Origin of the sequence: Micromonospora sp. WMMD729, assembly GCF_049315225.1 — a bacterium.
Taxonomy (GTDB): domain Bacteria; phylum Actinomycetota; class Actinomycetes; order Mycobacteriales; family Micromonosporaceae; genus Micromonospora.
In genome coordinates this window covers 993,821-1,018,571 of sequence record NZ_CP186059.1, presented here as the reverse complement: position 1 = coordinate 1,018,571, position 24,751 = coordinate 993,821, and the positions used below count along the sequence as shown (strand labels likewise).

Below are 24,751 nucleotides of genomic sequence, written 5' to 3'. Positions count from 1 at the left end.
ATTCAGCGCCAAGACCGGCGTGGCCAGGCTCGACACCCGGCTGACGGGCCTGAACGACGAATCGTCGAAGCGCTTCGACGACCTACCGCGATGACCACGGCCATGAATGTGGTGATCGCGCAACTATAGAAGCACGCAAATGCATGGGCAAGGCCGGGCGATCGCGCGACGAACCCGTGTGGCCGTCCGGCAGGTAGGGTCGATACGAGATCCACGCGCCGATCCAGGGGGACGACACCAGGTGAGCGCCCATTCGATGGTGTTGTTCGTGCTCGCCGCCGTGGCGGTCATCGTCGCCGTCCGGTGGGTGGCGTCCCGTACCGGCCTGCCGGCAGCCGCGCTGCTGCCGCTCATCGGCATCGTGTACGCGCTGCTACCCGGCCCCAACGTCGGCCTCGATCCTGAGCTGGTGCTCATGGTCGTGCTGCCGCCGCTGCTGTACAGCGCCGCGTTGGACTCCTCGCTGCTCGACATCCGCCGGAACCTGCGGATCGTGGTCAGCCTCTCCGTGGTGCTGGTGCTGCTCACCGGGCTGCTCGTCGGTCTCGGGTTTCACCTGTTCGTGGCGGGGGCGACGCTGGCCGCCGGTATCGCCGTCGGCGCCGCCATCGCCCCGCCCGACCCGGTGGCCGCGCTGGCGGTGGGCCGGCGGGTCAGCCTGCCGCCGAAGATCGTGACGATCATCCAGGGCGAAGGGCTGCTCAACGACGCGACCGCGCTGACGATGCTCAGCGTCGCGGTGGCCGCCGCCGTCGGTGGCACCTTCTCGTTCCCCGCCGCCGTGGCCCAGTTCGTGCTGGCGGCGGTCGGTGGGGTGGCCGTCGGGGTCGCCGTGGCCTGGGCGAAACGCCTGGCCCGCCCGCTCACCGCGGACCCGCTGCTGTCCAACGCGATCTCGCTGGCGACACCGTTCGTGGCGTACCTGCTGGGCGAGGCGTTGCACGTCTCCGGGGTGCTCGCCGTGGTGATCGCGGGGCTGATCGTGGGCCACCAGACGCCCCAGGTCGGGTCCGGGGCCGCCCGCCTCCAGACCAGCGCGGTGTGGCGACTGGTCGACTTCCTCCTCGAAGGCTTCGTCTTCCTACTGATCGGCCAGCAGCTCCCCGAGGTCGTGAAGGGTTTGCGCCAGTACGACACGTCGACGATCGTCATCGCCGTCGCGGTGTCCGTGGGCGTGGTCCTGCTCCTGCGTCCCGCCTGGCTGGTGCTGACCCAGTCGCTCCCCCGGTCCCTGCACACCCGCCTCGGCGGCGTCTCCGAGCAGGACGACGCCGACGAGCCGAACAGCGCCCGGCAGGTGGCGCGGGCCGACCGCAACGCCCGCCGACTCAGCTCCCGCGAGGTGGTGGCGCTGAGCTGGTCCGGCACGCGCGGCGTCATCAGCCTCGCCGCGATCTTCACCCTGCCGTTGACCACCGACGACGGGTCACCCTTTCCCGACCGGGACCTCCTGCTGTTCTGCACCTTCGTGGTCGTCCTCGTGACGCTCGTCGGGCAGGGTCTGACCTTCGCGCCGCTCGTGCGGATGCTCGGCCTGCGCGCCAACGCGACCGACCAGGCCCGGGTACGCAACGAGGCCCGCTCCGCGGCGGTCGAGGCGGCTCTGGCCCGGCTCGACGAGGTCGCCGCCGCCGAGCCGGACAGCGCGGTGGCCGTCAACACGACGCGTACCCAGTTGCTGGCCCGCCTCGCGCGTTACCGCGGCCGTCTCGACCTGCTCGAACAGAGCGGGTCGACGGAGTTGCCCACGTCACCGCAGTACGAGACGGCGCTGCGGGTCCGTCGTACGGCGCTGGACGCGCAGCGCGAGGAGTTGGTGCGCTGGCGCGACTCCGGGCGGCTGCCGGATGAGGAGCTGCGGGTCCTGGAGCGGGAACTCGACCACGAGGAACTGCTGCTCCCCAAGCGGCAGTAGCTGCGCGCCGATGGTCGGCCGACGATCCGGACCTCGCCCGGCCGGTCCGACTACGAGCCGGCGCCGACCGGTGGCATCGGCCGCACGGACGCCTCGGTGGCCAGCCGTGCGGCCAACCGCTCGTCGAGGTACGCCGTCACCCGGGCGTCCTCAGCCGGCGTCAGTGTCGTCCGGCACAGGTAGCGGGGCTGCTGGTCCGCGCAGTCCAGACGGTACGCCTCCCGCATCCGAACGGCGTGCCTGATCGCCGTCCACGGCAACCGCAACGCCGCATGGGCGGTGTGCCACTCGATGGCCTCCGCGGTGAACACGTACCGCACCGGCGCGCTCAACTCGACGTGCCGTCGCAGGTACGCCGCGCCGTTGATCAGCCCCGCGATGAACCAGACCACCCCGAACGGGAGGCCGAACAGCCCGGCGAAGAGCCAGCCACCATCGGCCGTGAACGTACCGAGACTCGTGATCGACAACAGCAGGCCCGAGATGACGAACAGGAAACTCAGCCGCCGCATATCCCGTCGCAGCAGTCGCGTGTACCGGACGTCGGGAGTGACCAGCAGGTCGAACCCGTCCCTGACACCCGCATCGTCCAGCTTCTCGTCGCCCACCCCGTACCCCCGCCGTCGTCGACACCAACCGCGACGAACCTAGACCCGTGCCGCCCAGCGTGTCGCACCGCTCGGCAGCCACCGATCACCGCACCGCCAGCGTGACCCGGCCGGTCGCGGGCCCGGACGGGTTCACCACCACCGTGTACGTGCCGGAGGCCGGCAGCGTCGTCGGCCCGATGTCGCCGGCTCCGTTGATCACGCATCCGCTGGTGATCAGGCTGCCGTCGGGGGCGCGCAGCTCCAGCACACCGCACTGGTCGGGCAGGGTGGCGGCGGTTGCGGTCAGACTCACCGACGTGCCGGCGCCGACGGTGAACCGGTAACTCGTCACGGCCCCGGGCTGGTCGACGGTGGCGACGACCGGCGGACCGCCCACGGCGATCGTCGCCGCCCGGTCGCGGCTGCTCACCAGCCGCAGTGTGGTCGCGCCGGTGGTACGTCCGGTCGGATCGACCACCACTGTGTACCTCCCGTCGGCGGGCAACACCGTGCCGTCGATCTCGCCGACGCCGTTGATCACGCAGCCACTGCTCAGCAGCCGGTCCTGGGTGTCGCGCAGTTCCAGCGGGGAGCACTGGTTGGGAAGTGTGCTCGTGGGCACCTCGACGTAGACGCGCTCGCCCTGCTGCCCGGTGAACCGGTACCGGGCCCACGCGCCGGGCAGTTCCAGGGTCGCGGTGACCTCCGGGCCGTTCGCCTGCAGCGTGCCGTCGACGTCCCTGGTCACGTACACCCGGACGGCCGCTCGTCCGGTGTCGCCGGGGGCGGCGGTGACCCGCACGACGTACGTGCCGGTGGTGGTGAGTTCGACGCGGTCGATGTACGCGACGCCGTCGATGGCACAGCCAGCTCCGATCAGCCGATCGGACGGGTCGGTGAGCACGTACGGCGAGCAGCGGTCGGCCATGCCCGGCGCGGTGACGTCGACGAAGACGGAGTCCCCGGCGCGGCCGCTGAACGTCAGCGGATCGCCGCCCGGCGTGAGGCTGGCGGTCGCGAGCGGTACGGCGGTGATCGACGCGCCGGTCGGTGGGGCGATCCGTTCGGTGGTGGCCCCGGCGACGGCGAACTCACCACGTCCGCTGACGGCGACGTCGAAGACGCAGTCGGCGAGCGGGCCTGCGGCGGTGACGCCGGCCCACCGGCAGATCCGTTCGGCGGCGGCACGCCGGGCCGGGTCGAGGTCGGCGACGGTCACCTCCCGCTCGGGGAAGGCCCGGTCGGTGAACGTGCCGGTGTCCTCCCCGTCGCCGTAGGAGAACAGCGAGCGATCCGGGGTGATCCGCCAACTGTCCGCGTACCCCGGGTAGAGCGCGGCGAACGGCACGGGCTGGGCGAGGGCCGCGCCGCCGGCGGGCGCGATGTCGTCGGCCGGGTCGCCGTCGAAGTCGCCGAGCAGGCCACGTACCTTCCCGGCCCGGCCGTCGGCGAGCCGCACGAGCACCCGGTAGCCGTAGCGGCCGATCTGGTCCACCGCCGCCGCCGAGCCGTCCGGCCACGTCACGTCGTACCCGTCGGTCTCGCCCGTGTCGGACGGGCGGCGGGTGAGGTTGCCGCCGGCCAGGTCGGTCCGCGCCGGCGGCGCGGCGACCGGCGTGCCGTCGACGTGCACCCGGGTCGTGCCCTCGGTGAGGGTGAGCGCGACCCGGTGGGCGCCGATCCGGAACGCGACCGCCGAGTTGACCGAGGCGGAGCGGGAACCCGCCATCGGCGACTGCCGGACCTGGACCTCCAGCGGCTCACCGCCGGTGGCGGCGACCAGGGTGAACTCACCGACGGCCTGGAAGTCGTAGGCGACCCGGTCGAAGGTGACCAGGTGCGGGTCGCCGTTGCTGCCGCCGCAGTCGGCGCCGTCCTCGCAGAGCTTCACCGGCCCCTTCGGCGGGGGCGTCTTCTTCGGCGGCTTCTTCTTGCACTCGTCGAGGCTCTTCGGCAGCGGCTTGCCCTTGTACTCCGTACGCGGCGGCAGGCCCTTCGCCGCCCGGTAACGGTTCTCGGCCAACGTCGCCCGCACCTCGGCGGTGGGAATGCCGGTGCTCCCGCACTCGCCCGCCGGCACCGCGTCGCGGGAGATGTCGTCGGCGTGGTTCAACTCGTGGTAGAGCGCGGCGCAGGGGTCCCGGGCCACCCCGTCGTCGTACGGGTCGGTGGAGGTCGGGTTCCAGGTGACGGTGGACGAGCCCTTGCCGTCCGGGCTGTCCGGTGTCTCGAAGGCGCCGGAGCCACCGGGGGTGGGGATGATCCGCACCTTCGGGCTCTTCTTGTCCTTCAACCGGGGCAGCAGGCCGGACGGGTCCCCGCCGGGAGCGGCGAACCCGCTCAGGCAGCCGTCCACAGCGGCCTGGAAGTCGACGCCCTTGATCGGCACACCGGAGGTCGGGTCGACCGAGTAGTCCGCCCGGGCCGGACGGGCCCCGCCACCGGCCAGCGCACCGACGGCCACCAGCAGCAGGACCACGGTGGCGGCGGTCGGCCGGCGGCGTACGCGCCACAGGATCACCAGCGCGGCCAGGAGCAGCACCAGCAGCAACGCGCCGGCCGCCGCCCAGAGCCAGCCTCTACCGGATCCGCCGCCGTCGCCGACCGTGAACGTGGTGGTCCGCAGGGCCGTGGCACCCTCGCAGGGGTCGACCGCGCCGGTGACCGACAGTGGCACGTAGCCGGCCGTCACCTCGTACCGGCCCGGAGCGCCGACCGGCCAGAGCGAGTCGAGACCGCCGCCGTCCCCGGTGGCGGCCACCGAGCGGAGCACGACCTCGCCGGGCGCGTCACCCAGCCGTACCCCGGTGAGCGTCACGATCGCGGTCGCTCCGGGCTCCACAGTGGTCAGACCGGCGGTGGCCGCTGCGGCGATCCCGTCGTCGTGGAAGCTGCGGGCGAGCATGGGCGTGAGGTCGCGCCCGTCCCGGCGTACCCCGGCGATCTGGACGGTGCCGACGGCCGTGGTGGGCAGCGCGCAGGCCGACCCGGTGGTGTTCGTGACGGTGAGGTCCAGGCGGACCTGGTCACCGGCGCGGTAGTCGGCCTGCCCGGGGCGAACCGCCAGGCCCAGGCCGCCGTCGTCGGGCGCCGCGGCGGCGCTCGCCGCCCCGGCCGCCAGGGCCGTCACGAGTACGACGAGTCCGGCAGCCGAGCGCAGCGTCCACCTCATGGTGGGGACTGTAGGGGCGCGCGGACGGGATTCCCGCGCTCTGTCGGGGACCGGTCGCTGCCGGAAGAGGTAGGGCCTGCCCCACCTGCGACGGTCCCGCTCACCGGCTGTCACCTGGGCAGGCCGCTTCCTAGCCTACGAATACGGTTCCTGTCGATTACGGGGGTGGTCGCGTGACGTTCTCCAGGAAAGACCCGCCAGTCGTCGTCGAACGGTCGCCCGGGGCGGTCTCCCGGATCGCCGGCGTCGATGCCCTGCGCGCCGTGGCCCTGTTCCTCATCCTGGTCGTCAACATCGCCTACTTCGCCTCCGGCTACTCCTTCCACCTGGTCCCCGACCCCGCGCACGACTCGTGGGGCGACCAGGCGGTCGGGTGGGCGGTCGAGGCGCTGGTCACGATGAAGGCGTACCTGCTCTTCGCCTTCCTGTTCGGCTACAGCTTCACGCTCCAGCTCGACTCCGCCGCCCGGCGCGGCGTCGACATCGTCCCCCGGTTCCGGCGACGGCTGGCCGGGCTCTTCGTGCTCGGCGTCCTGCACGCGGTACTGCTGTTCCAGGGCGACATCCTGACCACGTACGCGGTGCTCGGGCTGGTCCTGCTCGCCATGCGCCGAGTCGCGGTAGGGACCGCGCTGCGCGCTGCCGTCCTGCTGACCGCCGGCATCGGTTTCGTCCTGGCGCTCGCGGCTGTCGGCGGTACCCAACTCGTCACCGATCCGGCGGCGGCGCTCGCCGCGGGGCAACGGTCCACCGAGGCGCTACAGGGCGGGCTCGGAACGGTGATCGCCGAGCACGTCCGTCAGCTGCCGGCGATGATCGGCGCGCTCGTCGTGCAGGGGCCGCTCGCCCTCTCGGCCTTCCTCGTCGGGTACGCGGCGGGACGTCGCCGGCTGCTCACCGACGTCGCGGGGAACCGGCAGCTGCTGCGCCGGGTGCAGCGGGTGGGTTATCCGGTCGGCCTGGCCGGCGCGGTCGTCTTCGCCTCGGGCGGCGGCACCGCCAACCTGACCGGACTGACGGTGGGCGTGCTCACCGCCCCGCTGCTCGCCGCCGCGTACGCCGCCACCCTCCTCGAGTTCTTCGAGACCGATCGGGGACGGCGGGTCGTCGCCGTACTCGCACCGGCCGGACGGATGTCCCTGTCGAACTACCTGGGCCAGTCGCTGCTCTGCGTCCTGGTCTTCACCGGCGTCGGCCTGGGTCTCGCCGGTGCCGTCGCACCGCCGGTCGTGCTCCTCGTCGCGGTGGCGATCTACGGGGTGCAGGTCGCGGCCAGCGCGGCGTGGCTGAGCCGGTTCCGGTACGGGCCGATGGAGTGGCTGTTGCGGGCCTGGACCGAGCAGCGGTGGCCCCGACTCCGAGCCGCCGACCCGGATTGAGTGCCGTACACGGAAAGGCCCCGGCCTGGTATTGATCACCAGATCGGGGCCCTGCTTGTTGGTGCGCCGCCAGGGACTCGAACCCCGAACCCGCGGATTAAGAGTCCGCTGCTCTGCCAGTTGAGCTAGCGGCGCTCGTCGGCAACGGAGAGAACATTAGCACCCCGCCAACCCGGGCTCCAATCCGGTTACCCGACTCCCCCCTTCGGTCGAGCTTAACGGGCATACAGCCACAAATTGATCGTCCCGCCTGGGACGGGGGCGTGGGTCCGGGCACTGATACGGCACGATGTCCGCCAGGTACGCGAGAACAGAGGTGGGGATGGCACGGTTCACGCGAGCCGGGGCGGTGGTGGGCGCGCTGACCTTGGCGATGTCGCTGGCACTGACCGGGTGCGGCGACGAGCAGAAGAAACCAGAATTCGTCGGCGGGACGTCGGCGGACGCCAGTGCCGCGCCCGACTCGGCCGAGCCGTCGACGTCCGGTGCGCCGAGCGCGCCCAGTGGTCCGGCGCTGACGCTGAGCCCGGCCGACGGCACGAAGAACAAGCCGGTCAGTACGGAGATCAGCGCGAAGCTGCCGGACGGGGCGAAGGTGTCCGCGGTCACCCTGACCGCGGCCGGCGGGGGCACCGTGCAGGGCAAGCTCCGTGCCGACGGTTCGGCCTGGGTGCCGTCCACGCCCCTGAAATGGGGTACGAAGTACACGGCCACGGTGACGGCGAGCACGCCGGACGGCACGAGCAGCCAGGGCACCAGCACCTTCACCACGATGGCCAAGCCGAAGTCGACCATCGGGTCCGGCCTGTACCTGTTCGACGACAAGAGCTACGGCGTCGCCATGCCGGTGGTCACCGAGTTCCACCCGGGCATCCCCAAGAAGGACCGGGCGGCGGTGCAGAAGCGGATGTTCGTCAAGACCGATCCGCCGCAGCCGGGCGCCTGGCACTGGGTCGACAACGGCACGCAGGCGTACTACCGGGCGCCGGAGTACTGGAAGCCGGGCACCACCATCAGCGTGCGGATCGCGTTGGCCGGGGTACCGCTGAGCAACGGCAGGTACGGCGACATGGACCGCAAGGCCACCGCCAAGATCGGCCGGTCGTTGGTGATGAAGGTCGACAACGCCACCAAGAAGATGTCGGTGTACGAGAACGGCGCGCTGACCCGCACGATCCCGGTGAGCCTGGGCAAGAAGAGCACCCCGTCGTCCAGCGGCACGATGGTCGTGATGGAGAAGAAGGAAGCCACCGTCTTCGACACCCGCGACGATCCGGACCCGGCCAACCGCTACGTCACCGACATCCAGTTCGCCCAGCGGCTCACCTGGGGCGGCGAGTACATCCACGCCGCACCCTGGTCGGAGCACGTGCAGGGGCGGCAGAACGTGTCGCACGGCTGCGTGAACGTGTCGATGGCGAACGCCAAGTGGCTGTTCGACAAGACCCGGATCGGTGACCCGATCACGATCAAGGGCACCGAGCGCAAGATCGCCGCCGGCAACGGCTGGACGGCGTGGAGCCTGAGCTGGTCGGAGTTCATCAAGGGCAGCGCGCTGCCGGTACCCCAGGGTGGATCCGGCCCGGCGATCTGAGCGTCCGGCGTCGTCGCGCCGGCCCTGCCGATGGCACGGGCCGGCGCGTACCCTTGCACTGCCCGCGACGTGACGGCGGCGACGACCCGTCGGCTCCGACCGGAAGACGAGCCTCAATCACGAAACGCCGGATAGTAACAAAAATCCGACATCGCGGTCGGCGTGTTCCTGCCCACCCTCGGCAACCAGGACCGGTTCTGGCACGTCTTTAGGAGACGATGGGTCAGCGACCACGACTGTGAGGACATCATGCGAGCTAGCCAGGACCAGCTGATCCGGCCCCGTGGGCGACGCCGCGCGCTCGCGGCGGGGCTCCTCGCCGTGGCGCTGGCCTTCACCTCGGCCTGCACCGACGGCGACGGCGGCAAGCCGTCCTCCTGGCAGGGCGGCGCCGAGACTCCGGCCCCCAAGGCGTCGGCGACCATCAGCGAGCCGGCGGCCGACGCCAAGGACGTCCCCGCCTCCACCGGGATCACCTTCGCCGCGAAGGACGCCCAGGAGACCACCGTCGAGCTCAAGGACGCGGCCGGCAAGGCCGTCGAGGGCAAGCTCGCGGCGGACGGCAAGTCGTGGCTGCCGAGCGGCGCACTGGAGTACGGCACCAGCTACACCGCCACGGTCACGGCCACCGGCGACGACGGTCGGCCGGCCACCGCGACCAGCACCTTCACCACCATGGCCAAGCCCGACAAGCAGATCCGGGTGAGCAGCTTCCTCGGCGACAACCAGCAGGTCGGTGTCGGGATGCCGCTGATCGTGAAGTTCAGCCGGGACATCCCGGAGGACTACCGCGACGACGTGCAGCGCCGCATGACGGTGACCTCGACGCCCGCCCAGGAGGGCATCTGGCACTGGGTCAGCCCGACCGAGATCCGGTACCGGCCGAAGGAGTTCTGGCAGGCGAACAGCAAGGTGTCGTACCGCGTCCAGGCGGGTGGCCTGCCGATGGGCGACGGCTACTACGGCCGTGCCGACCTGTCGGTGGACATCAAGATCGGCCCGAAGCTGATCATGACGGTCGACAACAAGACCAAGCGGATGACGGTGACCCGCGACGGCAAGGTGATCAAGACCATCCCGGTCAGCCTGGGCAAGAAGAGCACCCCGTCGTCCAGCGGCACCATGGTCGTGATCGAGAAGCTGCGCAAGACCGTCTTCGACACGTTCGAGGAGCTGGGCCCCGAGGACGGCTACCGCACCAAGATTGACTTCGCGCAGCGCCTCACCTGGGGTGGCGAGTTCATCCACGCGGCACCCTGGTCCGAGGGCCAGCAGGGCAGCGTCAACGTCTCGCACGGCTGCGTGAACGTGTCGATGGCGAACGGCGACTGGCTGTTCAAGAACACCGAGGTCGGTGACCCGATCACCGTCAAGGGCACCGAGCGCAAGCTCCAGAACGGCAACGGCTGGACCGACTGGAACATGAGCTGGGACGAGTACGTCAAGGGCAGCGCCCTGCCGTACGACCCGGATGCCCCGGCGGCGGGCGCGGACGACGCGGCCACCCCGACGCCCACGCCGACCGCCTGACCCACGATCGACCCGGGTTCCAGGAATCCGGGGTGTCCCCGCCGACGGGATACCCCGGATTCCTGGAACCTTCGCCGTTGCATGGGCTGGCAGCTTCGTCACCGAATCCAGCCCACGATCCGGTCGTACAGTTCACTCGGCTCGTCGTCGGGCCGCTCCTGGCTGGCGACGTAGTACAGGGCCCCGACGTGCATGGAAAGCCCGACTCGGTCGCGCCCGTACAACTCGAACAGGCTGACCTGTGCGGGCGCACACGGCCAGGACGTACCAGGCGCACAGCTCTGGCACTCCCACTCCGGGCGGCGCGGTACGTGTTCGTCGGCAAGCCGCGCCTCAAGCGCGGTCAGTTCGCGGATCGCCTGCTGATGGCGGGACGCTATCGCGGCTCGGGCGGCGGTCGGTTCTTCCATCATGGCGTCTGCCCATCTGCGAGATGATCGTCGCGTCCTGCCGCCGAATCGAACAGGCCCTGCTGCATGGCCATGCGGTCGACGACCTTCCCGCCACCGACCGCATGGTTGCTGAACGGATCTGCTTGGTGGCGGGGAGCCACGGAAAAGCTAGTGCACTAGGTTTGCCATAGCAAGGCTCGTCGCGCAACTTGGCACACCAGGTTGTCTGTGATCGACTTGTCGTGCTGACCGGAGGTTGTATTCCCATGGCCAAGACGCCTGCCTATCTGGCAATCGCCGCCGAGTTACGCGCGGAGATCCAGTCCGGCGCGCTGGCAGCAGGGGCCAAGTTGCCCAGCGAGACCAAGCTCATGGCCCGGTTCGGTGTGAGCCGCACCGTCGCGAAGTGGGCTGTCAGCGTGCTCAAGGGTGAAGGGCTCGTCGAGGGCCGAGCAGGCTCAGGGGTCTACGTCCAGTCCGCCCGCCGGCTGGTGCGACGTGTGCCCGGCCGCGACGTCCGCGGCAAATCCGGATCGACGTCACCGTTCGCCCGGGACGCCGCCCACGCCGGCCAGGAGGCCACCTGGGAGCACGAAAGCCGCCACGAGCAGGCGGACGAGTGGATCGCCATACGCCTCGGTGTCGAGCCCGGCGCTCCGGTCATGCGGACGGCCTACCGATTCCTCTCCGACGGCGACCCGGTCCAACTGTCAACGTCCTACGAGCCGCTGAGCATCACCGGCGGAACGGCGGTCGAGTGGCCAGAGGACGGCGCGGCGGTCGGTGTGGTCGCCCGGATGGATGTGATCGGTGTCCGAGTCGATGAGTTCGAAGAGCGGATCAGCAGCCGTCCCGCGGTGGACGCGGAGGCGGACGCGCTGCGCCTGCCGGGCAGACCGGCGGACGTGTACGAGATCAATCGGACGTACTTCGCCTCGGGCATGCCGGTCGAGACGGCCACCATCGTGCTGCCACGCGGGCGATACGAACTGGTCTACCGGATGCCGGTGGACTGAGTTCCCCTACCAGTCCCCTACAACGACTCAAGCCCCCTCTGAGGAGGGGGCTTGAGCATTGGGGTGACTGATGGGAATTGAACCCACGACAACCGGGACCACAACCCGGTGCTCTGCCAACTGAGCTACAGCCACCATGCCTCCGACACCAGGTCTGTCGCCCCGGGCGTCGTGCGGACCAATAATAGCCCCACCACCGCGCGCGGCGTCCAGCGGGTTCCCCGCCGGCCGGACGGCACCGGGTCAGAGCTCGGCGGCGATGCCCTTGGCGGTCTCCACGTCCGGGCCGGGCAGCGGGACGAAGATGGTGCGCCGGTAGTACTCCAACTCGCGGATGCTCTCGCGGATGTCGGCGAGCGCCCGGTGCGCCAGGCCCTTCTGCGGCTGACCGAAGTACACCCGGGGGTACCAGCGCCGGCAGAGTTCCTTGATCGACGACACGTCGATCATGCGGTAGTGCAGGTGCGCGTCGAGGCGGGGCATGTCCCGGGCGATGAAGCCGCGGTCGGTGGCGATCGAGTTGCCGCACAGCGGCGCGGTACGCGGGTCCTTGACGAAGGTGCTCACATACTCCAGCACCCGCTCCTCGGCCTCGGCCAGGGTGACCGCCGACCGACGGACCTCCTCGGTGAGACCGGACTTGGCGTGCATCGTCTGGACGATCTCCGGCATCGCCTCCAGCGCCGCCTCGTCGGCGTGTATCACCACGTCGACACCATCACCGAGCACGTTGAGGTCGGGATCGGTGACCAGCGCCGCGACCTCGATCAGCTTGTCGCTGCCGAGGTCCAAACCGGTCATCTCACAGTCGATCCAGACGAGGAGATCAGCCACCGGGACAGCCTACGCGCAGCCCACGCCCCGCTGCTGCGGGCTCTGGAGCGGGTGGACCGCTAGGGTTTCTCAAGTGCCAGCCGAACCCATCGCACCGCCCGCCGTCACCGACGACGATCCGGGCGGCCGTACGGTCCGTCGGCTGGTCACGATCGTGGCGCTGCTCGCCGTGCTGCCGGCGCTCTACCTGCCCGGTCTGGTGCACAACTTCTTCGACCTGAAGATCTACATGTCGGCGATGGACTGGTGGACGGCCGGTCATCCGCTCTACGACTACGTCCAGCCGGACCGGGTGCAGGGGGAGCTGTACTTCACGTACCCGCCGTTCAGCGCGCTGCTGCTGTGGCCGTTCGGGCTACTGCGGCTCGGCGCCACCGTGGCGATCTTCACGGTGCTGACGGTGGCGGCCGTGGTGCTGACCACCCGGTGGCTGGTGCTGCCCGTGATCGCCCGCCACGCCCTGCCCCGCACGTTCACGCTGACCGTCGCCGTGCTGCTGGTGCTGGCCGTGGAGAGCACCCGCGAGACGATCACGTTCGGGCAGATCAACATGCTGCTGGTGGTGCTGATCCTGGCCGACCTGTTGTTCGCCGTCCCGCAGGCGCGGCGCTGGGCCGGGGTCGGCGTGGGCCTGGCGACGGCGCTCAAGCTGTTCCCCGGCATCTTCATCGTGTACCTGCTGGCCACCCGCCGCTGGCGGGCGGCCGTGGTGGCGAGCGCGACGGCGGCCGCGGCGACCCTGTTGGCGGCGGCGGTCGCGCCCGGGGACTCGTGGCGGTTCTGGACGCAGGAACTGTGGGACAACGACCGGGTGGGGCGCACCGACTACACCGGCAATCAGTCGCTCTTCGGCCTGCTCAGTCGCTTCACCGCACCGGAGAAGCCGGACCGGCTGCTGTGGCTGCTGGTGGTCGCGGTGGTGGCCGGATACGGCCTGTGGCGGGCGGTCCGGGCGGCGCGCGCCGGTGACGCGCTGACCGGCCTCACCCTGACCGGCCTGGTCGGCGCGCTGGTCAGCCCGATCACCTGGACCCACCACATCTACTGGTTCGTCCCGGCGGTCGTGCTGCTGGCGGACGCGGCGTTGAGCGCGAACTCGCCGGCCGAGTTCCGCCGACGGAGATGGCTCGCCGGGCTCGCCATCGGCACGGCTGCGTTGATCATCTACGGCGTGGTGTCGTTCCACGACTGGGGTGTGGCGCCGGTCCGCACCGACGACCCGGTCGATTTCGTGCTGCGCAACGGCTACGTGCTGCTCAGCCTGCTGCTGCTGGTGGTCCTGCCGATCCGGGTCACCCAGCCGACCACCACCATGGAAAAGTCGCACCAAATGGACACAACTCCCCAGTAACGACCATCGACGCTAATCTGGACCCACCTACCTCAAGCGTCGCTCGGGTAGCACCGCTCCCCCGGTGAGAGTGGCCCTTCGCGTCGGCAGCGCGGAGGGCCGCTTGCCGCGTCAGTCCTCCGGCGTCGGCCGGGCCGGCGCCGCGCCGATCGCCGACCGGGACCACTCGGACGCGCCGGAGCCGACCGGGGCGAGTTGCCGCGCGGTCGGCACCGACCCGCCCGGGCGGGGGTCGCGGACGCCCAGACCGCTGAGCGAGGTGACCCCGAGCCGGCCGGCCAGGACCGGCACCTGATCCGGTTCGACCACGAAGACCACCTCACGCGGACGCGGTGGACGCAGCAGGAGCAGCACCGCGCACGCCACCAGCAGGACCCCCGCCGCCAGCAGGCCCCAGGTGGCCGGGCCGACCCAGCTCGCGCGCAGTTCGGCGTGCAGCTCCAGGGTCTCGAACCGGGCGGCGAAGGTCCCACCGGGATCGGCGTGCCGGGCGACCAGCCACAGCCCACCGCCGGCGAGCAGGGCCGGAATCCCGATGGCCAGCAGCAGCATTCCGGTGATCACCCGCACGAACCGCATTCGCACCGTCCCCCTCCGTAGCCAGATACCCGGCCGACCTTACCGACGTAGGCGCGCTGATCAGGGGATATCCACGGCACGGCCGCCTTCGGCCGCAGGAAGCACGCTGGCCCGCCGGATGTTCCGGCGGGCCAGCGGAGGAACGACCGGATCAGGACTTGGCGACCGGGGTCTGACGGGTCCGGGCGAACGCCAACCCGCCCAGCACCAGGCCGGCCAGGCCGGCGACGAGACCCGCGACGCCGAGGCCGATCGCGGCGCCGTTGCCCTCGTCGTCGTCATCGTCGTCCTTCCCGGCGACGGCCGCGGCGGACGGGGCGGACGACGCCGACGGCGCGGCGGCGGTCAGGGTGAGCACCGGAGCCGGCTTCTCCGGCTCCTCGCCGCCCGGCTGCGGCTCGTCGATCCAGCGCGAGACGTTGCCGTCGGAGTACGTCTGGAGGGTCTTGAAGACCATCGACTCGACCTTCGGCAGCGGCCCCATCGAGACGCCGAACTCCTGGAACTGCCCCGGCTTGACCGCCGCGTCACCCGTGGCCGTCCAGGTGATCTTCGAGACCGCCTCGGTGAGCTGGCTGCCGTGCACCTCGATCGGCGGGTCCACCTTGCGCTTCTCGGTGGCCACGGTCCAGCCCGGCACCGGGATGGTGGACACCGAACCGACCGGGGCGTTCTCCGGCAGCACCACCTCGAGCTTGGTGGTCGAGGCGGTGTCGCTCTCGTTGGGCACCCGGAACGCCACCCGGGCGTAGCCGCCCTGGGTCGCCTCCTTCGGGTTCACCGTGACGTGGGCGGAGGCCGGCCCGGCGAAGCCGAGCACGGCGGTGGCGACGGCGGTGATCGCCAGGGCGGCAGCGGCGGATGCGGTACGCCGGAGTCGGGTCATGGGTGTCGTGGGCCTCTCTAACGGATGGGCACGGTGGCGGTCACCGTGGCCTGGTCGATGTCGGTCGTGCGAGCGGTGATCTTCAACTGCCACTCGCCGGCGGCCGGCAGGCTGATGTCGCCGTACGCGTGGTTGTCGGTCAGCGGCAGCAGCGGCACGTCGATGGGCTCGATGCCGGCCGACGGCAGCGCGGCGGTCGCCCGCCACTCCTTCACCGGCAGCGGCAGGTTGTCCTTGCTGTACGCGTACAGGTGCACCGAGTTGTTGCCCCGCTCGGCCGGGCTCAGCTCGACCTGCATGGTGAAGAGCGAGCTGTTCAGGGTGGTGGAGAAGTATCCGGCCTCGACGCCGGACGACTCGGCCGCCGCCGTCCGGGCGGGCGTGGTCTGCACCAGGGTCGCGGACACGGCCAGCACCACGGCGGTGACGGCCAACTCCACCAGGACCGCCCGGCGCACCGGCACCGGTCGCTGCGCGGCCACCCGCCGACGGACCAGGTGCCGAGAGTACGCGGCCACGGCGATCACGATCGCGAACAGCCCGATCTTGGCGAGCAGCAGCCGCCCGTACGTGGTGCTGAACAGGGCATCCGGGGTCGCCACCTCGATCAACGCCTGCACGGTGCCGGCCAGCAGCAGCGCCGAGACGGCGAGCGCCGCCCAGCGCGACCAGATCGGCAGGATCGCGCTCAACTCCCGCTCGTCCGCCTGGCGCAGCAGGAAGACCGCGAGCATCAGCAGGCCGCCCAGCCAGACCGCCATGCTGCCCAGGTGGACCGCGTCGACCACCACGGACACGGCCGGCGCCGGGGAGGCAGCCGGGTGCCCGGCCAGCGGCCAGGTCAGCAGGGCGGCCCCGCCGAGCACCGCCAGGATGATCGCGTCGGTGCGGCCGGCCGGCCGGTCCAGCAACGGCCGCAGCAGGAACGCCGCTGCGGCCAGCAGACCGAGCCGGACCAGGTGGGCGGCGCCGAAGGTGCTGCCGAAGACGCTGCCGAACCCCGCGCCGGTCACGTCGAAGAGGCCACCGCCGGCGGTGTAGGGCACCTGCAACCACAGGTCGGCGAGGGTGGCCAGCGCCGTCAGGCCGAGACCGGCCCAGGCCAGGCGGCTCGGCCCCCGCCGGGAGAGCCGCTGCGGCCACAGCGCGGCGAGCACCAGGACCGGCCCGACCAGCAGCACCAGACCGGCGTACCCGAGGAACTTGGCCACCTTCACGGCCGTGCCCACCACCGGGTTGGCCCGGCTGTCGTTGCCGGAGTCAACCGGCGGCGTCGAGGGCGCGCCCACCGAGTAGGTGAACGCGCCGGAGACCGGGTGGCTGTCGGCGGAGATCACCCGGAAGCTCACCAGGTAGGTGCCACGGCCTGCGGCGGGGTCCACCGGAATGGTCACCACGGCACCCTCGAACGACGGCTCCCCCCGGTCGGCCCGGGAACCGTCGGGAGCGATCACCCGGACCTTGTCGGGGACCTTGCGCACCGACTCGCTGAAGGTGAGCACCACCTCGGACGGGTTGTTCGGCACCACCGAGGAGGCGGCCGGGCTGCTGCTGGACAGCACCGCGTGTGCGCTGGCCGGAGTGGCCGGCGCGATCAACAGGGCGACGACGGTGACCAGGAGGCCGGCGGCGGCAGCCAACCGGGCGGCCCAGCGGCGGGGGGCGACAGTCATGCCTGCCATGGTCGCCGACCCCACTGGATCTCGGCGAGCCGAGTCGGTCGGGCGGCTCAATTCCGCTCAGCCGCCAGCGCCGCGCGGGCCAGGTCGCGTGTCATGAGCAGGTAGTCGACCGAGGACGGGGAAAAGTTCCCGACGTGTCGCAGACCATCCAAGGGCCGAAGGACCCTGACGTCACACCCGGCGCCGCGTAACCTGGTGTGTCGTGATCCCCGTCCCGCGTGACACCGGCCCCGCCGGCCCCAGCGGTCCCGCTGGTCCGTCCGGTGACGCCACCCCGGACCCGGCGACCCGGTCGGCGCTGAGCGCGCGCGACGGCGACCCCACCGCCCAGGCCGTGTTCGTGCGGTTGACCCAGGCCGAGGTCTGGCGCTTCGTCGCCGCCCTGGTCGGCCCGGGGAGCGCCGACGACCTCGCCCAGGAGACGTACCTGCGGGCGTTCAAGGCGCTGCCCGCGTTCGAGGGCCGGTCCAGCGCCCGTACCTGGCTGCTCGGCATCGCCCGGCGGGCCTGCGCCGACCACCTCCGCACGGTGATCCGCCGCCGTCGCCTCGACGAGCGGCTGGCCGCGAACGCGCACACCGACCGTCCGCACCCCGACCCGGCCGGGCAGCTCGGCGCCAACGACCTCGTGCGCCGGCTGAGCCCCGAGCGACGGGCGGCGTTCGTGCTCACCCAACTGCTCGGTCTCTCGTACGCCGAGGCCGCCGCCGTCGAGGGAGTGCCGGTGGGCACCATCCGGTCCCGGGTCGCCCGGGCCCGCGACGAGCTGGTCGAGGCCGTCGACGACGCCCGCACCGGCTGAGCCCGGAACTTCTGGCGGAGACGGGACGACAAATGAGCGTGACTGCACCCCCCACGCGGGTCGGCCGGTGGGCGGCCGTCCGGCCCTGGCTCGGCACGGCGGCCCGCCTCGGCCTCGCCGCCGTCTGGCTGGTCGCCGGGGCGTCGAAGGTCGGCGACCTGGCCGCCTCGGGTCGGGCCGTGAACGCGTACCAGGTGCTGCCGTACGACGCCGCCACCGTGCTCGGCGCGGCGCTGCCCTTCGTCGAGCTGGCCCTGGGCCTGCTCCTGCTGCTCGGGCTGGCCACCCGGCTCAGCGCAGCCATCTCGACCGCCCTGCTGCTGGTCTTCATCGCCGGCATCTCCTCGGCCTGGACGCGTGGCCTGGCCATCGACTGCGGCTGCTTCGGCAGCGGCGGTCAGCTCGCCGAGGGGCAGGCACCGAGTTACCTCCCGGAGATCCTGCGGGACCTGGGATTCTTGATTCTGGCCGGATTCCTGCTGATCTGGCCGCGTACGCCCGTATCAGTGGACGGGTGGCTGTCCGCCGAACCCGCCGTGGAGGACGAGGATGAGTAGTCGCAAGGGTCAGCGGGACGCGGCCCGGGTGGTCCGCGAGCAACTGGCCCGCGAACGGCGCCGCCGCCGCACGATCTGGGTGTCCGCCGCCGCCGTCGCCGTCCTGGTCATCGCCGGCCTGATCGGCTGGGGTGTCTGGTCCAGCCAGCGCTCGGACACCTTCACCACCCCGCCCGGCGCCAACGGGCCGGGCACCGGCATCGTCACCGGCGGCGGGTCGGTCACCGTCGACGTCTACGAGGACTTCCTCTGCCCGGTCTGCAACCAGTTCGAGCAGAGCAGCGGCCCGACGCTGGAGCAGTTGGCGTCCGAGAACAAGGCGAAGGTCGTGTACCACCCCGTCGCGTACCTCAACCGCTTCTCCAGCACCGAGTACTCCACCCGCTCGTCGGCCGCGTCCGGCTGCGCGGCGGCCGGCGGCAAGTTCCGCGAGTACGCCAAGGCGCTCTTCGCCAAGCAGCCGCCCGAGGGCAGCGCCGGGCTCAGCGACGACGAACTGATCGACATCGGCGTCGGCGTGGGACTGGACCGGGGCTCGTTCGGCACCTGCGTGAAGGACGGCACGTACAAGACGTGGACCGAGCACGTCACCGAAGAGGCCAGCCGCAGCGACGTCACCGGCACACCCACCATCCTGGTCAACGGTCAGCCGCTCGCCGACCGCACCCCGCAGGGCCTCACCGCAGCCGTGGCGGCGGCCGGCAAGTGATCCGTACCGCCCTGGCGCGCGCCGGCCTCGTCGCCGCCGCCGCGTGCGCGGCGACGCTGCTCACCGCGGCGCCCGCCGCCGCGCACGGCGCGGACGCCCCGGACGGCACCGACTACCGCGCCCGCGTCACCGGCGTCACGCCCGCCCGGCCCGGCCTCGCGGTACGGGTCATCGAGGCGGGCGCCCGCCTGGAACTGACGAACGACACCGGCCGGGCGGTCGAGGTGATCGGCTACTCCGGCGAGCCGTACCTGCGGATCGGCCCCGACGGCGTCTTCGAGAACACCCGCTCCCCCGCCACGTACCTGAACCGGACCCTCGCCGGTGACACGGCGCTCCCGGCCGAGGCCGACCCGGCCGCGCCACCGACCTGGCGGCGCATCGCCGACGGCGTGACCGCACGCTGGCACGACCAGCGCGCGCGGTGGCCGGAGTCGACGCCACCGGCCCAGGTCCGCGCCGCGCCGGAGCAGGAGCATCGGGTCCGGGACTGGACGGTGCCGCTGCGCGACGGCACCGGCCCGCTGACGATCGGCGGCACCCTGGACTGGGTGCCGCCGCCGGACGCGTACACCTGGTGGGCGGTGAGCATCGTCGGACTCCTCGCGGTGGGCGCGCTCGGCCTGCTCGCCGCCGCCGCGCCCGCCGGCGCCCGGGCACTGGCCGCGCTCGGCGCACTGCTCGTCGTCGGCGGCGCGGTCGCGGTCGCCTACCCGGTGGGACGGGAGATCGACGCGGGCGCCCAGGGCGTCGGCGGGGTGCTGGCCGGGCTGCTGTCCGGGCAGATCTGGTCGCTGCTCACCGGTCTCGGCGCGGTCGCCGCCGGCTGGTACGCGCTGACCCGCCGCCCGGCAGCCGACTTCGCGGTGGCCCTCGCCGGGGCGTGCCTGGCGCTCTTCGCCGGGGTGGCGAACGCCGCCGTGTTCGCCCGGTCCGTCGCCCCGGTGCCCTGGTCGCCCCACCTCGCCCGGATCATGGTGGCGGTGGTCCTGATCACCGGCGTCGGCGCGACGGCCGCCGGCGTCCTGCGGCTGCACGCGGCCTCCCGGGCCGCCGCCCGCTCCACCGTGCCGGCTCCCTGACGTCCCACAGGCGTTCGCCGGTGTACGGCGATGTACGGATTACCGGACCTCCGGAAGACCGCCCGGGCCAGACTGCCCGCGGCAATCGATTCTTCTGGAGGTATCGATGAAAACATCGCCGTCGAGATGGCTCGCCCGCCTGGGCGTCGGACTGCTCCTGGCCGCGGGCACGGCCCTGCCGGTCAGCCCGGTGGACGCGGCACCCGCGAAGGTGGAGGCGCCCGCGGGATGCACCGCCTCGGGAGCACCGGACGGGACCCTGGGCTGCCTCCGGCTCGGGGTGAGCCCGCCCGCCTCCGCCCGGACGAAGGCCGCGTCCGCCGCAGCGCCGGCCGGATGTGGCAACGGCGCGTGGGCCAACCTGTCCCGCTTCGTGATGTGCAAGGCGTCCAGTGGCGTCTACCAGGTGATCCTCACCCAGGGCGGCACCGTGGTGGGCGAGATCTACTTCAACTACTCCAGCATGGTCACGCTGCAAGCCAGAGAACTGCGGTGGACGCAGTCCTTCGACTACACCCCGACCTACGCCTGGGGAGTGCTCGGCACGCCGACGCTCTGGTCCGTCCCCGACTGCATGTTCAACTGCTCCCTCGTGGGTGGCACCCCGCCGACCGGCAGCCCGTTCAGCAGTCTGTCCGGTACGGCGACCTTCACCTCGACCAGCCTGCCCGGCCAGGTCTGGGGCGCCAGCTCGGACTGGGGGTTCTGGATCGTCAACCCGGCGACGGCCAACAAGGTGACCCTCACCCTCTGGACCAACTACCCGGGTCACCGCTGCGACGACGCCCTGCCGGGTGGCGCTGCGGGCTGCGCCAACCAGGACTTCGTCCCGACCCTCGACGTCCCCGAGAGTCGCTACCCGATGTACGCCGCGCATGTCCGGAACGCCATCCACACCACCGACCTGCCGTCGCTGCTCACCCGCACGACCGACAGCGCACTGAGGGACGCCAACCGCCGTGTCGCCTGCCCCGAGGGCGCGAGCTACCCCCGCCCGACCGGCTACACCTGCGACGAGTACCCCTTCGCCGTCACCACCCAGGGCGCCGCCGCCAACCCCGCCGGGTTCACCTTCCGCTTCGACACCAAACGGCTGGGACGGCTCAACTGCCAGGTGCCCTGGCTGGAGGAACACCGCAGCACCACCAACCGCGGCTACAGCGCGTGCATGATCCCCGCAGCCGAGAACAGCCTCGGCGGCTCCGACCTGCAGTCGTTCTTCCTCGACAACCGGGTCATCGACCGGGACAGGTTCCAGGTACGCGCCTAGGGATGCGCGGTGAAGCCGTGCGGAAGCTCCAGGCGATGCTTCGCCAGCAGGGGGGCGTCGCCGAGCAGCGTACGGGTGGGAGCGTCGGCGACGATCCGGCCGCCGTCCAGGATCACCGAACGCTCGCACAGCTCCGCCGCGTACGGCAGGTCGTGGGTGACCATCAGCAGGGTCACCGGCAGGCCCCGCAGGATCTCGGCCAGCTCACGGCGGGCCGCCGGGTCCAGGTTCGACGAGGGCTCGTCCAGCACCAGGATCTCCGGGTGCATGGCCAGCACCGTCGCCACCGCCACCCGGCGGCGCTGCCCGAAGGAGAGGTGCTGCGGGGCCCGGTCCCGGTGCTCGCTCATCCCCACGGCGGCCAGCGCCTCGTCGACCCGGTCCGCCAACTCCGCGCCGCGCAGGCCCAGGTTGGCCGGCCCGAACGCGACATCCTCCGCCACCGTGGGCAGGAAGAGCTGGTCGTCCGGGTCCTGGAAGACGATGCCCACCCGGCGGCGCACCTCGCCCAGCGTCGCCCGGTCCGGGGTGACCGTCAGACCACCCACGCTCACGCTGCCCTCGGCCGGGGTGAGGATGCCGTTGAGGTGCAGCACCAGCGTGGTCTTGCCGGCCCCGTTGGGGCCGAGCAGCGCCACCCGCTCGCCGCGCGGCACCGCCAGGTCCACGCCGTGCAGGGCCACATGCCCGTCCGGGTACGCGTACCGGAGGCCACGAACGTCCAGCGAGAGGGCGGTCTGCACGACTCCGATCATGTCAGCACGACGGCGGTCGCGGCGATGGAGGCCGCCACCACCGGCACGGTCGCCGCGACCAGCCACTGACCGGCGGTCGCGGCGCCGTCGCCCTGCCACACCGCGGGCATCCGCCCGGTGTAGCCCCGCGACAGCATCGCCAGGTACACCCGCTCACCACGCTCGAAGGCCCGCAGAAACAGCGCGCCGATGCCGGCGGCGAAGCCACGGAGCTGCCACAGGAAGCGCGGGTCGTCACCCCGGGAGATGCGCGCCACCCGCATCCGCCGCGCCTCGCCCACCAGCACGTCGAGGTAGCGCAGCATGAACGTGGCGATCTGGGTGAGAATCTGCGGGCAGTGCAGCCGGTCCAACCCGACGATCAGATCCCGGGTGGTCGTCGTCGCGGCCAGCAGCAGCGACGCGAGGACACCGAGAGTGCCCTTGGCCAGGATGTTCCACGCGCCGTGCAGGCCGTCCTCGGACAGCCGCAGACCCAGCACCTCGACCCGCTCGCCCGCGCCGAGGAACGGCAGCGCGACCGCGAACAGCACGAACGGCAGCTCGATCAACGCACGGCTGAGCAGCCAGCGCGGCCCGACCCGGGCCAGCGCCGCCACCACCGCCACCAGCAGGGCGTACGCCCCGAAGGCCCAGAACGCCTCGCGCGGGGTGGCCACCACGGCAACCGTGAAGACCACCATCGCCACGATCTTGACCTCGGGCGGGAGCCGGTGCACCGGCGAGGCCGACTCGCGGTACAGCACGTGCCCGTGACCGGCGCCCATCGCGTACCCCCTGCTCAGCCGCTCGTGCCGGTGCGGCCGCGCCCGGCGGCGACCGCCGTGCCCTCGGCGGACGTGCCGCCGTCGCCCGTGTCCGACCCGGTGTCCCGGCGGCGCAGCAGCCAGAAGCCGCCGAGGCCGATGGCGAAGGTCACCAGCACGCCGAGCACCCCGGAGAGGCCGGTCGAGAGGAAGCTGTTCTCCACGCCCCGCACGCCGTAGTCGGCCAGCGGGCTGTCGCCCAACTCGTGGTCCTTGGCCTGCTGCGCCGGGCAACTGCCACCGACGATGGTGTCATCGGCGTCGACGGTGCACCCCTTGAGCAGGGACGAGTCCAACCCGTCCGGGTGCGACGAGGCGTAGTTGCTGACCACGCCGGCGAGCAGCAGGGCGACCAGCAGGCCACCGGCCAGGAAGGCCCAGGAACGGTTCTTCATCGGACACCTCCGGAGACCGGGACGGCGGGGGTGGTGGTCGAGGTACGCAGGGACCGCAGCGCGTACACCAGGTCGGGGCGGACCTTCGCGACGGTGAGCACGGTGGTCGCGGTGATCAGGCCCTCGCCGATGCCGATCAGCAGGTGGACACCGGCCATCGTGCCGGCCAGACCGGCCAGGTTGCCGCCCAGGTCGGTGGTGCCGCCCAGCCAGTACTGCAGGACGAAGCCCTGGGACGCGACCACCACGCTGACCAGGGCAGCGACGAACGCGGTCACCGCCAGGCCCGCCCGCGTGCGGGGCAGCACCCGCAGCAGCAGCGAGATCAACAGGTACGCGGCGGCGGTGCCGAGCAGCGCCATGTTGGTGATGTTGAGGCCGAGCATCGCCACCCCACCGTCACCGAAGATCAGAGCCTGCACGACGAGGACCACGGCCACGCAGAGCGCGCCGACCCACGGCCCGACCAGCATCGCGGCGAGCGCGCCACCGAGCAGGTGACCGCTCACCCCCGCCGTGAAGATCGGAAAGTTGAGCATCTGGACGGCGAAGATGAACGCCGCCACCAGGCCGGCCATCGGGGCGAGCCGGTCGTCCAGGTCCCGCCGGCCGCGCAGGACGCAGTAGGTGAGCGCGACGAGCGCGAGCGCGGCGAAGACCGCTGCCACCGGACCGTCGATGATCCCGTTCGAGATGTGCATCGCCAGTGTTTCCACGCGACCTCCCACGCGTCAGCGGACCCGTCCGGACCCGGCGGGGGTCAGCCTATTTCCTAAGACTTGTTGTTGCCAGAGTCTGGCAACAACGCATGGCCTTGATCACCTTTACCGTTGGCTTGATCGACTCGCTTTCCCTGATGTCGGGGTGTCCGGGAGCCGGGGACACCGCGCTTTCCAGGAAGACGAGCCGACGCGCGCCGCCGACGCCGACACCGGTACGCCCGGCGGTAGGGTCGGGGCCATGACCGCGCCCGATCGTCTCGCCCCCGGTGACCCCGCCCCCGACTGGACCCTGCCCACCGACACCGGCGACCAGCTCTCCCTCGCCGACCTGCGGGGCCGCAAGGTGGTCCTGTACGCCTACCCGGCCGCGATGACCCCCGGCTGCACCAAGCAGGCCTGCGACTTCCGCGACTCGCTCGCCTCGCTCCAGGCGGCCGGCTACGAGGTCGTCGGCATCTCCCCCGACAAGCCGGAGAAGCTGGCGAAGTTCCGCGACCGCGACGCCATCACGTTCCCGCTGGTGTCGGACGTGGACAAGTCGATGCTCACCGCGTACGGCGCGTACGGCGAGAAGCAGCTGTACGGCAAGACCGTCACCGGCGTGATCCGCTCCACGTTCGTCATCGACGGCGACGGCAAGATCGAACGGGCGCTCTACAACGTCAAGGCCACCGGGCACGTCGCCAAGCTCCGCCGCGACCTCGGGCTCGACTGAAAACCGTCACACCCGGCC

Annotated in this window: 23 protein-coding genes and 2 tRNA genes; 12 read left to right on the top strand and 13 right to left on the bottom strand. The window is 71.7% G+C overall.

The window, feature by feature from the left end; translation table 11 throughout:
- The first annotated feature begins 256 nt into the window (after positions 1-256).
- Complete coding sequence (locus ACN263_RS04750; protein WP_422740595.1) at positions 257-1,915, top strand: Na+/H+ antiporter; 1,659 nt, start codon at positions 257-259, stop codon at positions 1,913-1,915.
- A gap of 50 nt (positions 1,916-1,965) precedes the next feature.
- Here ACN263_RS04750 and ACN263_RS04745 read toward each other — a convergent pair whose 3' ends face one another.
- Positions 1,966-2,523 carry a hypothetical protein gene (locus ACN263_RS04745; protein ID WP_422738614.1) on the bottom strand — a complete coding sequence of 186 codons (558 nt, stop codon included), beginning with the start codon at positions 2,521-2,523 and terminating at the stop codon, positions 1,966-1,968.
- Positions 2,524-2,608: 85 nt separating this feature from the next.
- Positions 2,609-5,677 carry a VWD domain-containing protein gene (locus ACN263_RS04740; RefSeq protein ID WP_422738613.1) on the bottom strand — a complete coding sequence of 1,023 codons (3,069 nt, stop codon included), beginning with the start codon at positions 5,675-5,677 and terminating at the stop codon, positions 2,609-2,611.
- Positions 5,678-5,850: 173 nt separating this feature from the next.
- Here ACN263_RS04740 and ACN263_RS04735 point away from each other — a divergent pair, with 173 nt between their 5' ends.
- The gene (locus ACN263_RS04735; RefSeq protein WP_422738612.1) at positions 5,851-7,056 is read left to right on the top strand and encodes a DUF418 domain-containing protein; all 1,206 of its coding nucleotides are present in this window, start codon (positions 5,851-5,853) and stop codon (positions 7,054-7,056) included.
- Between the two features lie 59 nt (positions 7,057-7,115).
- Here ACN263_RS04735 and ACN263_RS04730 read toward each other — a convergent pair.
- Positions 7,116-7,191: transfer RNA gene (locus ACN263_RS04730), tRNA-Lys, on the bottom strand.
- 187 nt (positions 7,192-7,378) lie between these two features.
- Here ACN263_RS04730 and ACN263_RS04725 point away from each other — a divergent pair.
- Both ACN263_RS04725 and ACN263_RS04720 read left to right on the top strand, forming a co-directional pair.
- Complete coding sequence (locus tag ACN263_RS04725) at positions 7,379-8,650, top strand: Ig-like domain-containing protein (RefSeq protein WP_422738611.1); 1,272 nt, start codon at positions 7,379-7,381, stop codon at positions 8,648-8,650.
- A 249-nt stretch (positions 8,651-8,899) separates the two neighbouring features.
- Positions 8,900-10,180: an Ig-like domain-containing protein gene (locus tag ACN263_RS04720; protein WP_422740594.1), complete on the top strand. Its 1,281-nt coding sequence runs from the start codon at positions 8,900-8,902 to the stop codon at positions 10,178-10,180.
- A gap of 98 nt (positions 10,181-10,278) precedes the next feature.
- Here ACN263_RS04720 and ACN263_RS04715 read toward each other — a convergent pair whose 3' ends face one another.
- The gene (locus ACN263_RS04715) at positions 10,279-10,593 is read right to left on the bottom strand and encodes a hypothetical protein (RefSeq protein ID WP_422738609.1); all 315 of its coding nucleotides are present in this window, start codon (positions 10,591-10,593) and stop codon (positions 10,279-10,281) included.
- 221 nt (positions 10,594-10,814) lie between these two features.
- On the opposite strand from ACN263_RS04715, the gene ACN263_RS04710 reads away from it, so the two are divergent.
- Positions 10,815-11,588, top strand: a complete 774-nt coding sequence (locus ACN263_RS04710; protein WP_422738608.1) for a GntR family transcriptional regulator — start codon at positions 10,815-10,817, stop codon at positions 11,586-11,588.
- A 59-nt stretch (positions 11,589-11,647) separates the two neighbouring features.
- On the opposite strand, the gene ACN263_RS04705 is transcribed toward ACN263_RS04710, so the two are convergent.
- Both ACN263_RS04705 and orn read right to left on the bottom strand, forming a co-directional pair.
- Positions 11,648-11,723 (bottom strand) — tRNA-His (locus ACN263_RS04705).
- Between the two features lie 108 nt (positions 11,724-11,831).
- Positions 11,832-12,422 (bottom strand): oligoribonuclease, encoded by a 591-nt coding sequence (gene orn / locus ACN263_RS04700; RefSeq protein ID WP_422738606.1) that lies wholly within the window; start codon positions 12,420-12,422, stop codon positions 11,832-11,834.
- Positions 12,423-12,495: 73 nt separating this feature from the next.
- Here orn and ACN263_RS04695 point away from each other — a divergent pair, with 73 nt between their 5' ends.
- Positions 12,496-13,773: a glycosyltransferase 87 family protein gene (locus tag ACN263_RS04695; RefSeq protein ID WP_422738605.1), complete on the top strand. Its 1,278-nt coding sequence runs from the start codon at positions 12,496-12,498 to the stop codon at positions 13,771-13,773.
- A 111-nt stretch (positions 13,774-13,884) separates the two neighbouring features.
- Here the strand turns inward: ACN263_RS04695 and ACN263_RS04690 are convergent, their stop codons facing one another.
- The 3 genes from ACN263_RS04690 to ACN263_RS04680 all read right to left on the bottom strand — a co-directional run bounded on the left by ACN263_RS04690 (position 13,885) and on the right by ACN263_RS04680 (position 16,920).
- Positions 13,885-14,358, bottom strand: coding sequence for a hypothetical protein (locus tag ACN263_RS04690; protein WP_422738604.1), 474 nt, complete (start codon positions 14,356-14,358; stop codon positions 13,885-13,887).
- A 145-nt stretch (positions 14,359-14,503) separates the two neighbouring features.
- On the bottom strand, positions 14,504-15,238 hold the full coding sequence (locus tag ACN263_RS04685) for a YcnI family protein (protein ID WP_422738603.1): 735 nt from the start codon (positions 15,236-15,238) through the stop codon (positions 14,504-14,506).
- Between the two features lie 17 nt (positions 15,239-15,255).
- Complete coding sequence (locus tag ACN263_RS04680) at positions 15,256-16,920, bottom strand: copper resistance CopC/CopD family protein (RefSeq protein ID WP_422738601.1); 1,665 nt, start codon at positions 16,918-16,920, stop codon at positions 15,256-15,258.
- Positions 16,921-17,122: 202 nt separating this feature from the next.
- Here ACN263_RS04680 and ACN263_RS04675 point away from each other — a divergent pair, with 202 nt between their 5' ends.
- From ACN263_RS04675 to ACN263_RS04655, 5 genes are all read left to right on the top strand, one after another.
- The gene (locus ACN263_RS04675) at positions 17,123-17,722 is read left to right on the top strand and encodes a sigma-70 family RNA polymerase sigma factor (protein WP_422738600.1); all 600 of its coding nucleotides are present in this window, start codon (positions 17,123-17,125) and stop codon (positions 17,720-17,722) included.
- A 32-nt stretch (positions 17,723-17,754) separates the two neighbouring features.
- The gene (locus ACN263_RS04670) at positions 17,755-18,279 is read left to right on the top strand and encodes a MauE/DoxX family redox-associated membrane protein (RefSeq protein ID WP_422738599.1); all 525 of its coding nucleotides are present in this window, start codon (positions 17,755-17,757) and stop codon (positions 18,277-18,279) included.
- Positions 18,272-18,988, top strand: coding sequence for a DsbA family protein (locus tag ACN263_RS04665; RefSeq protein WP_422738598.1), 717 nt, complete (start codon positions 18,272-18,274; stop codon positions 18,986-18,988). The genes ACN263_RS04670 and ACN263_RS04665 overlap by 8 nt, the downstream gene beginning before the upstream one ends.
- Positions 18,985-20,070: a hypothetical protein gene (locus ACN263_RS04660; protein WP_422738597.1), complete on the top strand. Its 1,086-nt coding sequence runs from the start codon at positions 18,985-18,987 to the stop codon at positions 20,068-20,070. Before ACN263_RS04665 ends, ACN263_RS04660 begins: the two co-directional genes overlap by 4 nt.
- A 106-nt stretch (positions 20,071-20,176) precedes the next feature.
- Positions 20,177-21,340 (top strand): NucA/NucB deoxyribonuclease domain-containing protein, encoded by a 1,164-nt coding sequence (locus tag ACN263_RS04655; RefSeq protein WP_422738595.1) that lies wholly within the window; start codon positions 20,177-20,179, stop codon positions 21,338-21,340.
- On the opposite strand, the gene ACN263_RS04650 is transcribed toward ACN263_RS04655, so the two are convergent.
- Genes ACN263_RS04650 through ACN263_RS04635 form a run of 4 tightly spaced genes read right to left on the bottom strand, consistent with a single transcriptional unit; the run spans position 21,337 to position 24,012 of the window.
- Positions 21,337-22,095, bottom strand: a complete 759-nt coding sequence (locus ACN263_RS04650) for an energy-coupling factor ABC transporter ATP-binding protein (RefSeq protein WP_422738594.1) — start codon at positions 22,093-22,095, stop codon at positions 21,337-21,339. The genes ACN263_RS04655 and ACN263_RS04650 overlap by 4 nt on opposite strands.
- Positions 22,092-22,862 carry a cobalt ECF transporter T component CbiQ gene (cbiQ, locus tag ACN263_RS04645; protein ID WP_422738593.1) on the bottom strand — a complete coding sequence of 257 codons (771 nt, stop codon included), beginning with the start codon at positions 22,860-22,862 and terminating at the stop codon, positions 22,092-22,094. The genes ACN263_RS04650 and cbiQ overlap by 4 nt, the downstream gene beginning before the upstream one ends.
- Before the next feature lie 14 nt (positions 22,863-22,876).
- Complete coding sequence (locus tag ACN263_RS04640; RefSeq protein WP_422738592.1) at positions 22,877-23,296, bottom strand: PDGLE domain-containing protein; 420 nt, start codon at positions 23,294-23,296, stop codon at positions 22,877-22,879.
- The gene (locus ACN263_RS04635) at positions 23,293-24,012 is read right to left on the bottom strand and encodes an energy-coupling factor ABC transporter permease (RefSeq protein ID WP_422738591.1); all 720 of its coding nucleotides are present in this window, start codon (positions 24,010-24,012) and stop codon (positions 23,293-23,295) included. Before ACN263_RS04635 ends, ACN263_RS04640 begins: the two co-directional genes overlap by 4 nt.
- A 244-nt stretch (positions 24,013-24,256) precedes the next feature.
- Between ACN263_RS04635 and bcp the strand changes: the two genes are divergently transcribed.
- On the top strand, positions 24,257-24,733 hold the full coding sequence (bcp, locus tag ACN263_RS04630) for a thioredoxin-dependent thiol peroxidase (protein ID WP_422738590.1): 477 nt from the start codon (positions 24,257-24,259) through the stop codon (positions 24,731-24,733).
- The last annotated feature ends 18 nt before the right edge of the window (positions 24,734-24,751 follow it).

What these genes read in the sequence shown, in the direction of transcription:
- ACN263_RS04720 (WP_422740594.1), top strand. Translation starts at nt 8,900, where the DNA reads ATGCGAGCTAGCCAGGACCAGCTGATCCGGCCCCGTGGGCGACGCCGC.
- ACN263_RS04650 (WP_422738594.1), bottom strand. Translation starts at nt 22,095, where the DNA reads ATGATCGGAGTCGTGCAGACCGCCCTCTCGCTGGACGTTCGTGGCCTC.
- ACN263_RS04715 (WP_422738609.1), bottom strand. Translation starts at nt 10,593, where the DNA reads ATGATGGAAGAACCGACCGCCGCCCGAGCCGCGATAGCGTCCCGCCAT.
- ACN263_RS04680 (WP_422738601.1), bottom strand. Translation starts at nt 16,920, where the DNA reads ATGGCAGGCATGACTGTCGCCCCCCGCCGCTGGGCCGCCCGGTTGGCT.
- ACN263_RS04655 (WP_422738595.1), top strand. Translation starts at nt 20,177, where the DNA reads ATGAAAACATCGCCGTCGAGATGGCTCGCCCGCCTGGGCGTCGGACTG.
- cbiQ (WP_422738593.1), bottom strand. Translation starts at nt 22,862, where the DNA reads ATGGGCGCCGGTCACGGGCACGTGCTGTACCGCGAGTCGGCCTCGCCG.
- ACN263_RS04750 (WP_422740595.1), top strand. Translation starts at nt 257, where the DNA reads ATGGTGTTGTTCGTGCTCGCCGCCGTGGCGGTCATCGTCGCCGTCCGG.
- ACN263_RS04640 (WP_422738592.1), bottom strand. Translation starts at nt 23,296, where the DNA reads ATGAAGAACCGTTCCTGGGCCTTCCTGGCCGGTGGCCTGCTGGTCGCC.
- ACN263_RS04740 (WP_422738613.1), bottom strand. Translation starts at nt 5,677, where the DNA reads ATGAGGTGGACGCTGCGCTCGGCTGCCGGACTCGTCGTACTCGTGACG.
- ACN263_RS04685 (WP_422738603.1), bottom strand. Translation starts at nt 15,238, where the DNA reads ATGACCCGACTCCGGCGTACCGCATCCGCCGCTGCCGCCCTGGCGATC.
- bcp (WP_422738590.1), top strand. Translation starts at nt 24,257, where the DNA reads ATGACCGCGCCCGATCGTCTCGCCCCCGGTGACCCCGCCCCCGACTGG.
- ACN263_RS04725 (WP_422738611.1), top strand. Translation starts at nt 7,379, where the DNA reads ATGGCACGGTTCACGCGAGCCGGGGCGGTGGTGGGCGCGCTGACCTTG.
- ACN263_RS04670 (WP_422738599.1), top strand. Translation starts at nt 17,755, where the DNA reads ATGAGCGTGACTGCACCCCCCACGCGGGTCGGCCGGTGGGCGGCCGTC.
- ACN263_RS04665 (WP_422738598.1), top strand. Translation starts at nt 18,272, where the DNA reads ATGAGTAGTCGCAAGGGTCAGCGGGACGCGGCCCGGGTGGTCCGCGAG.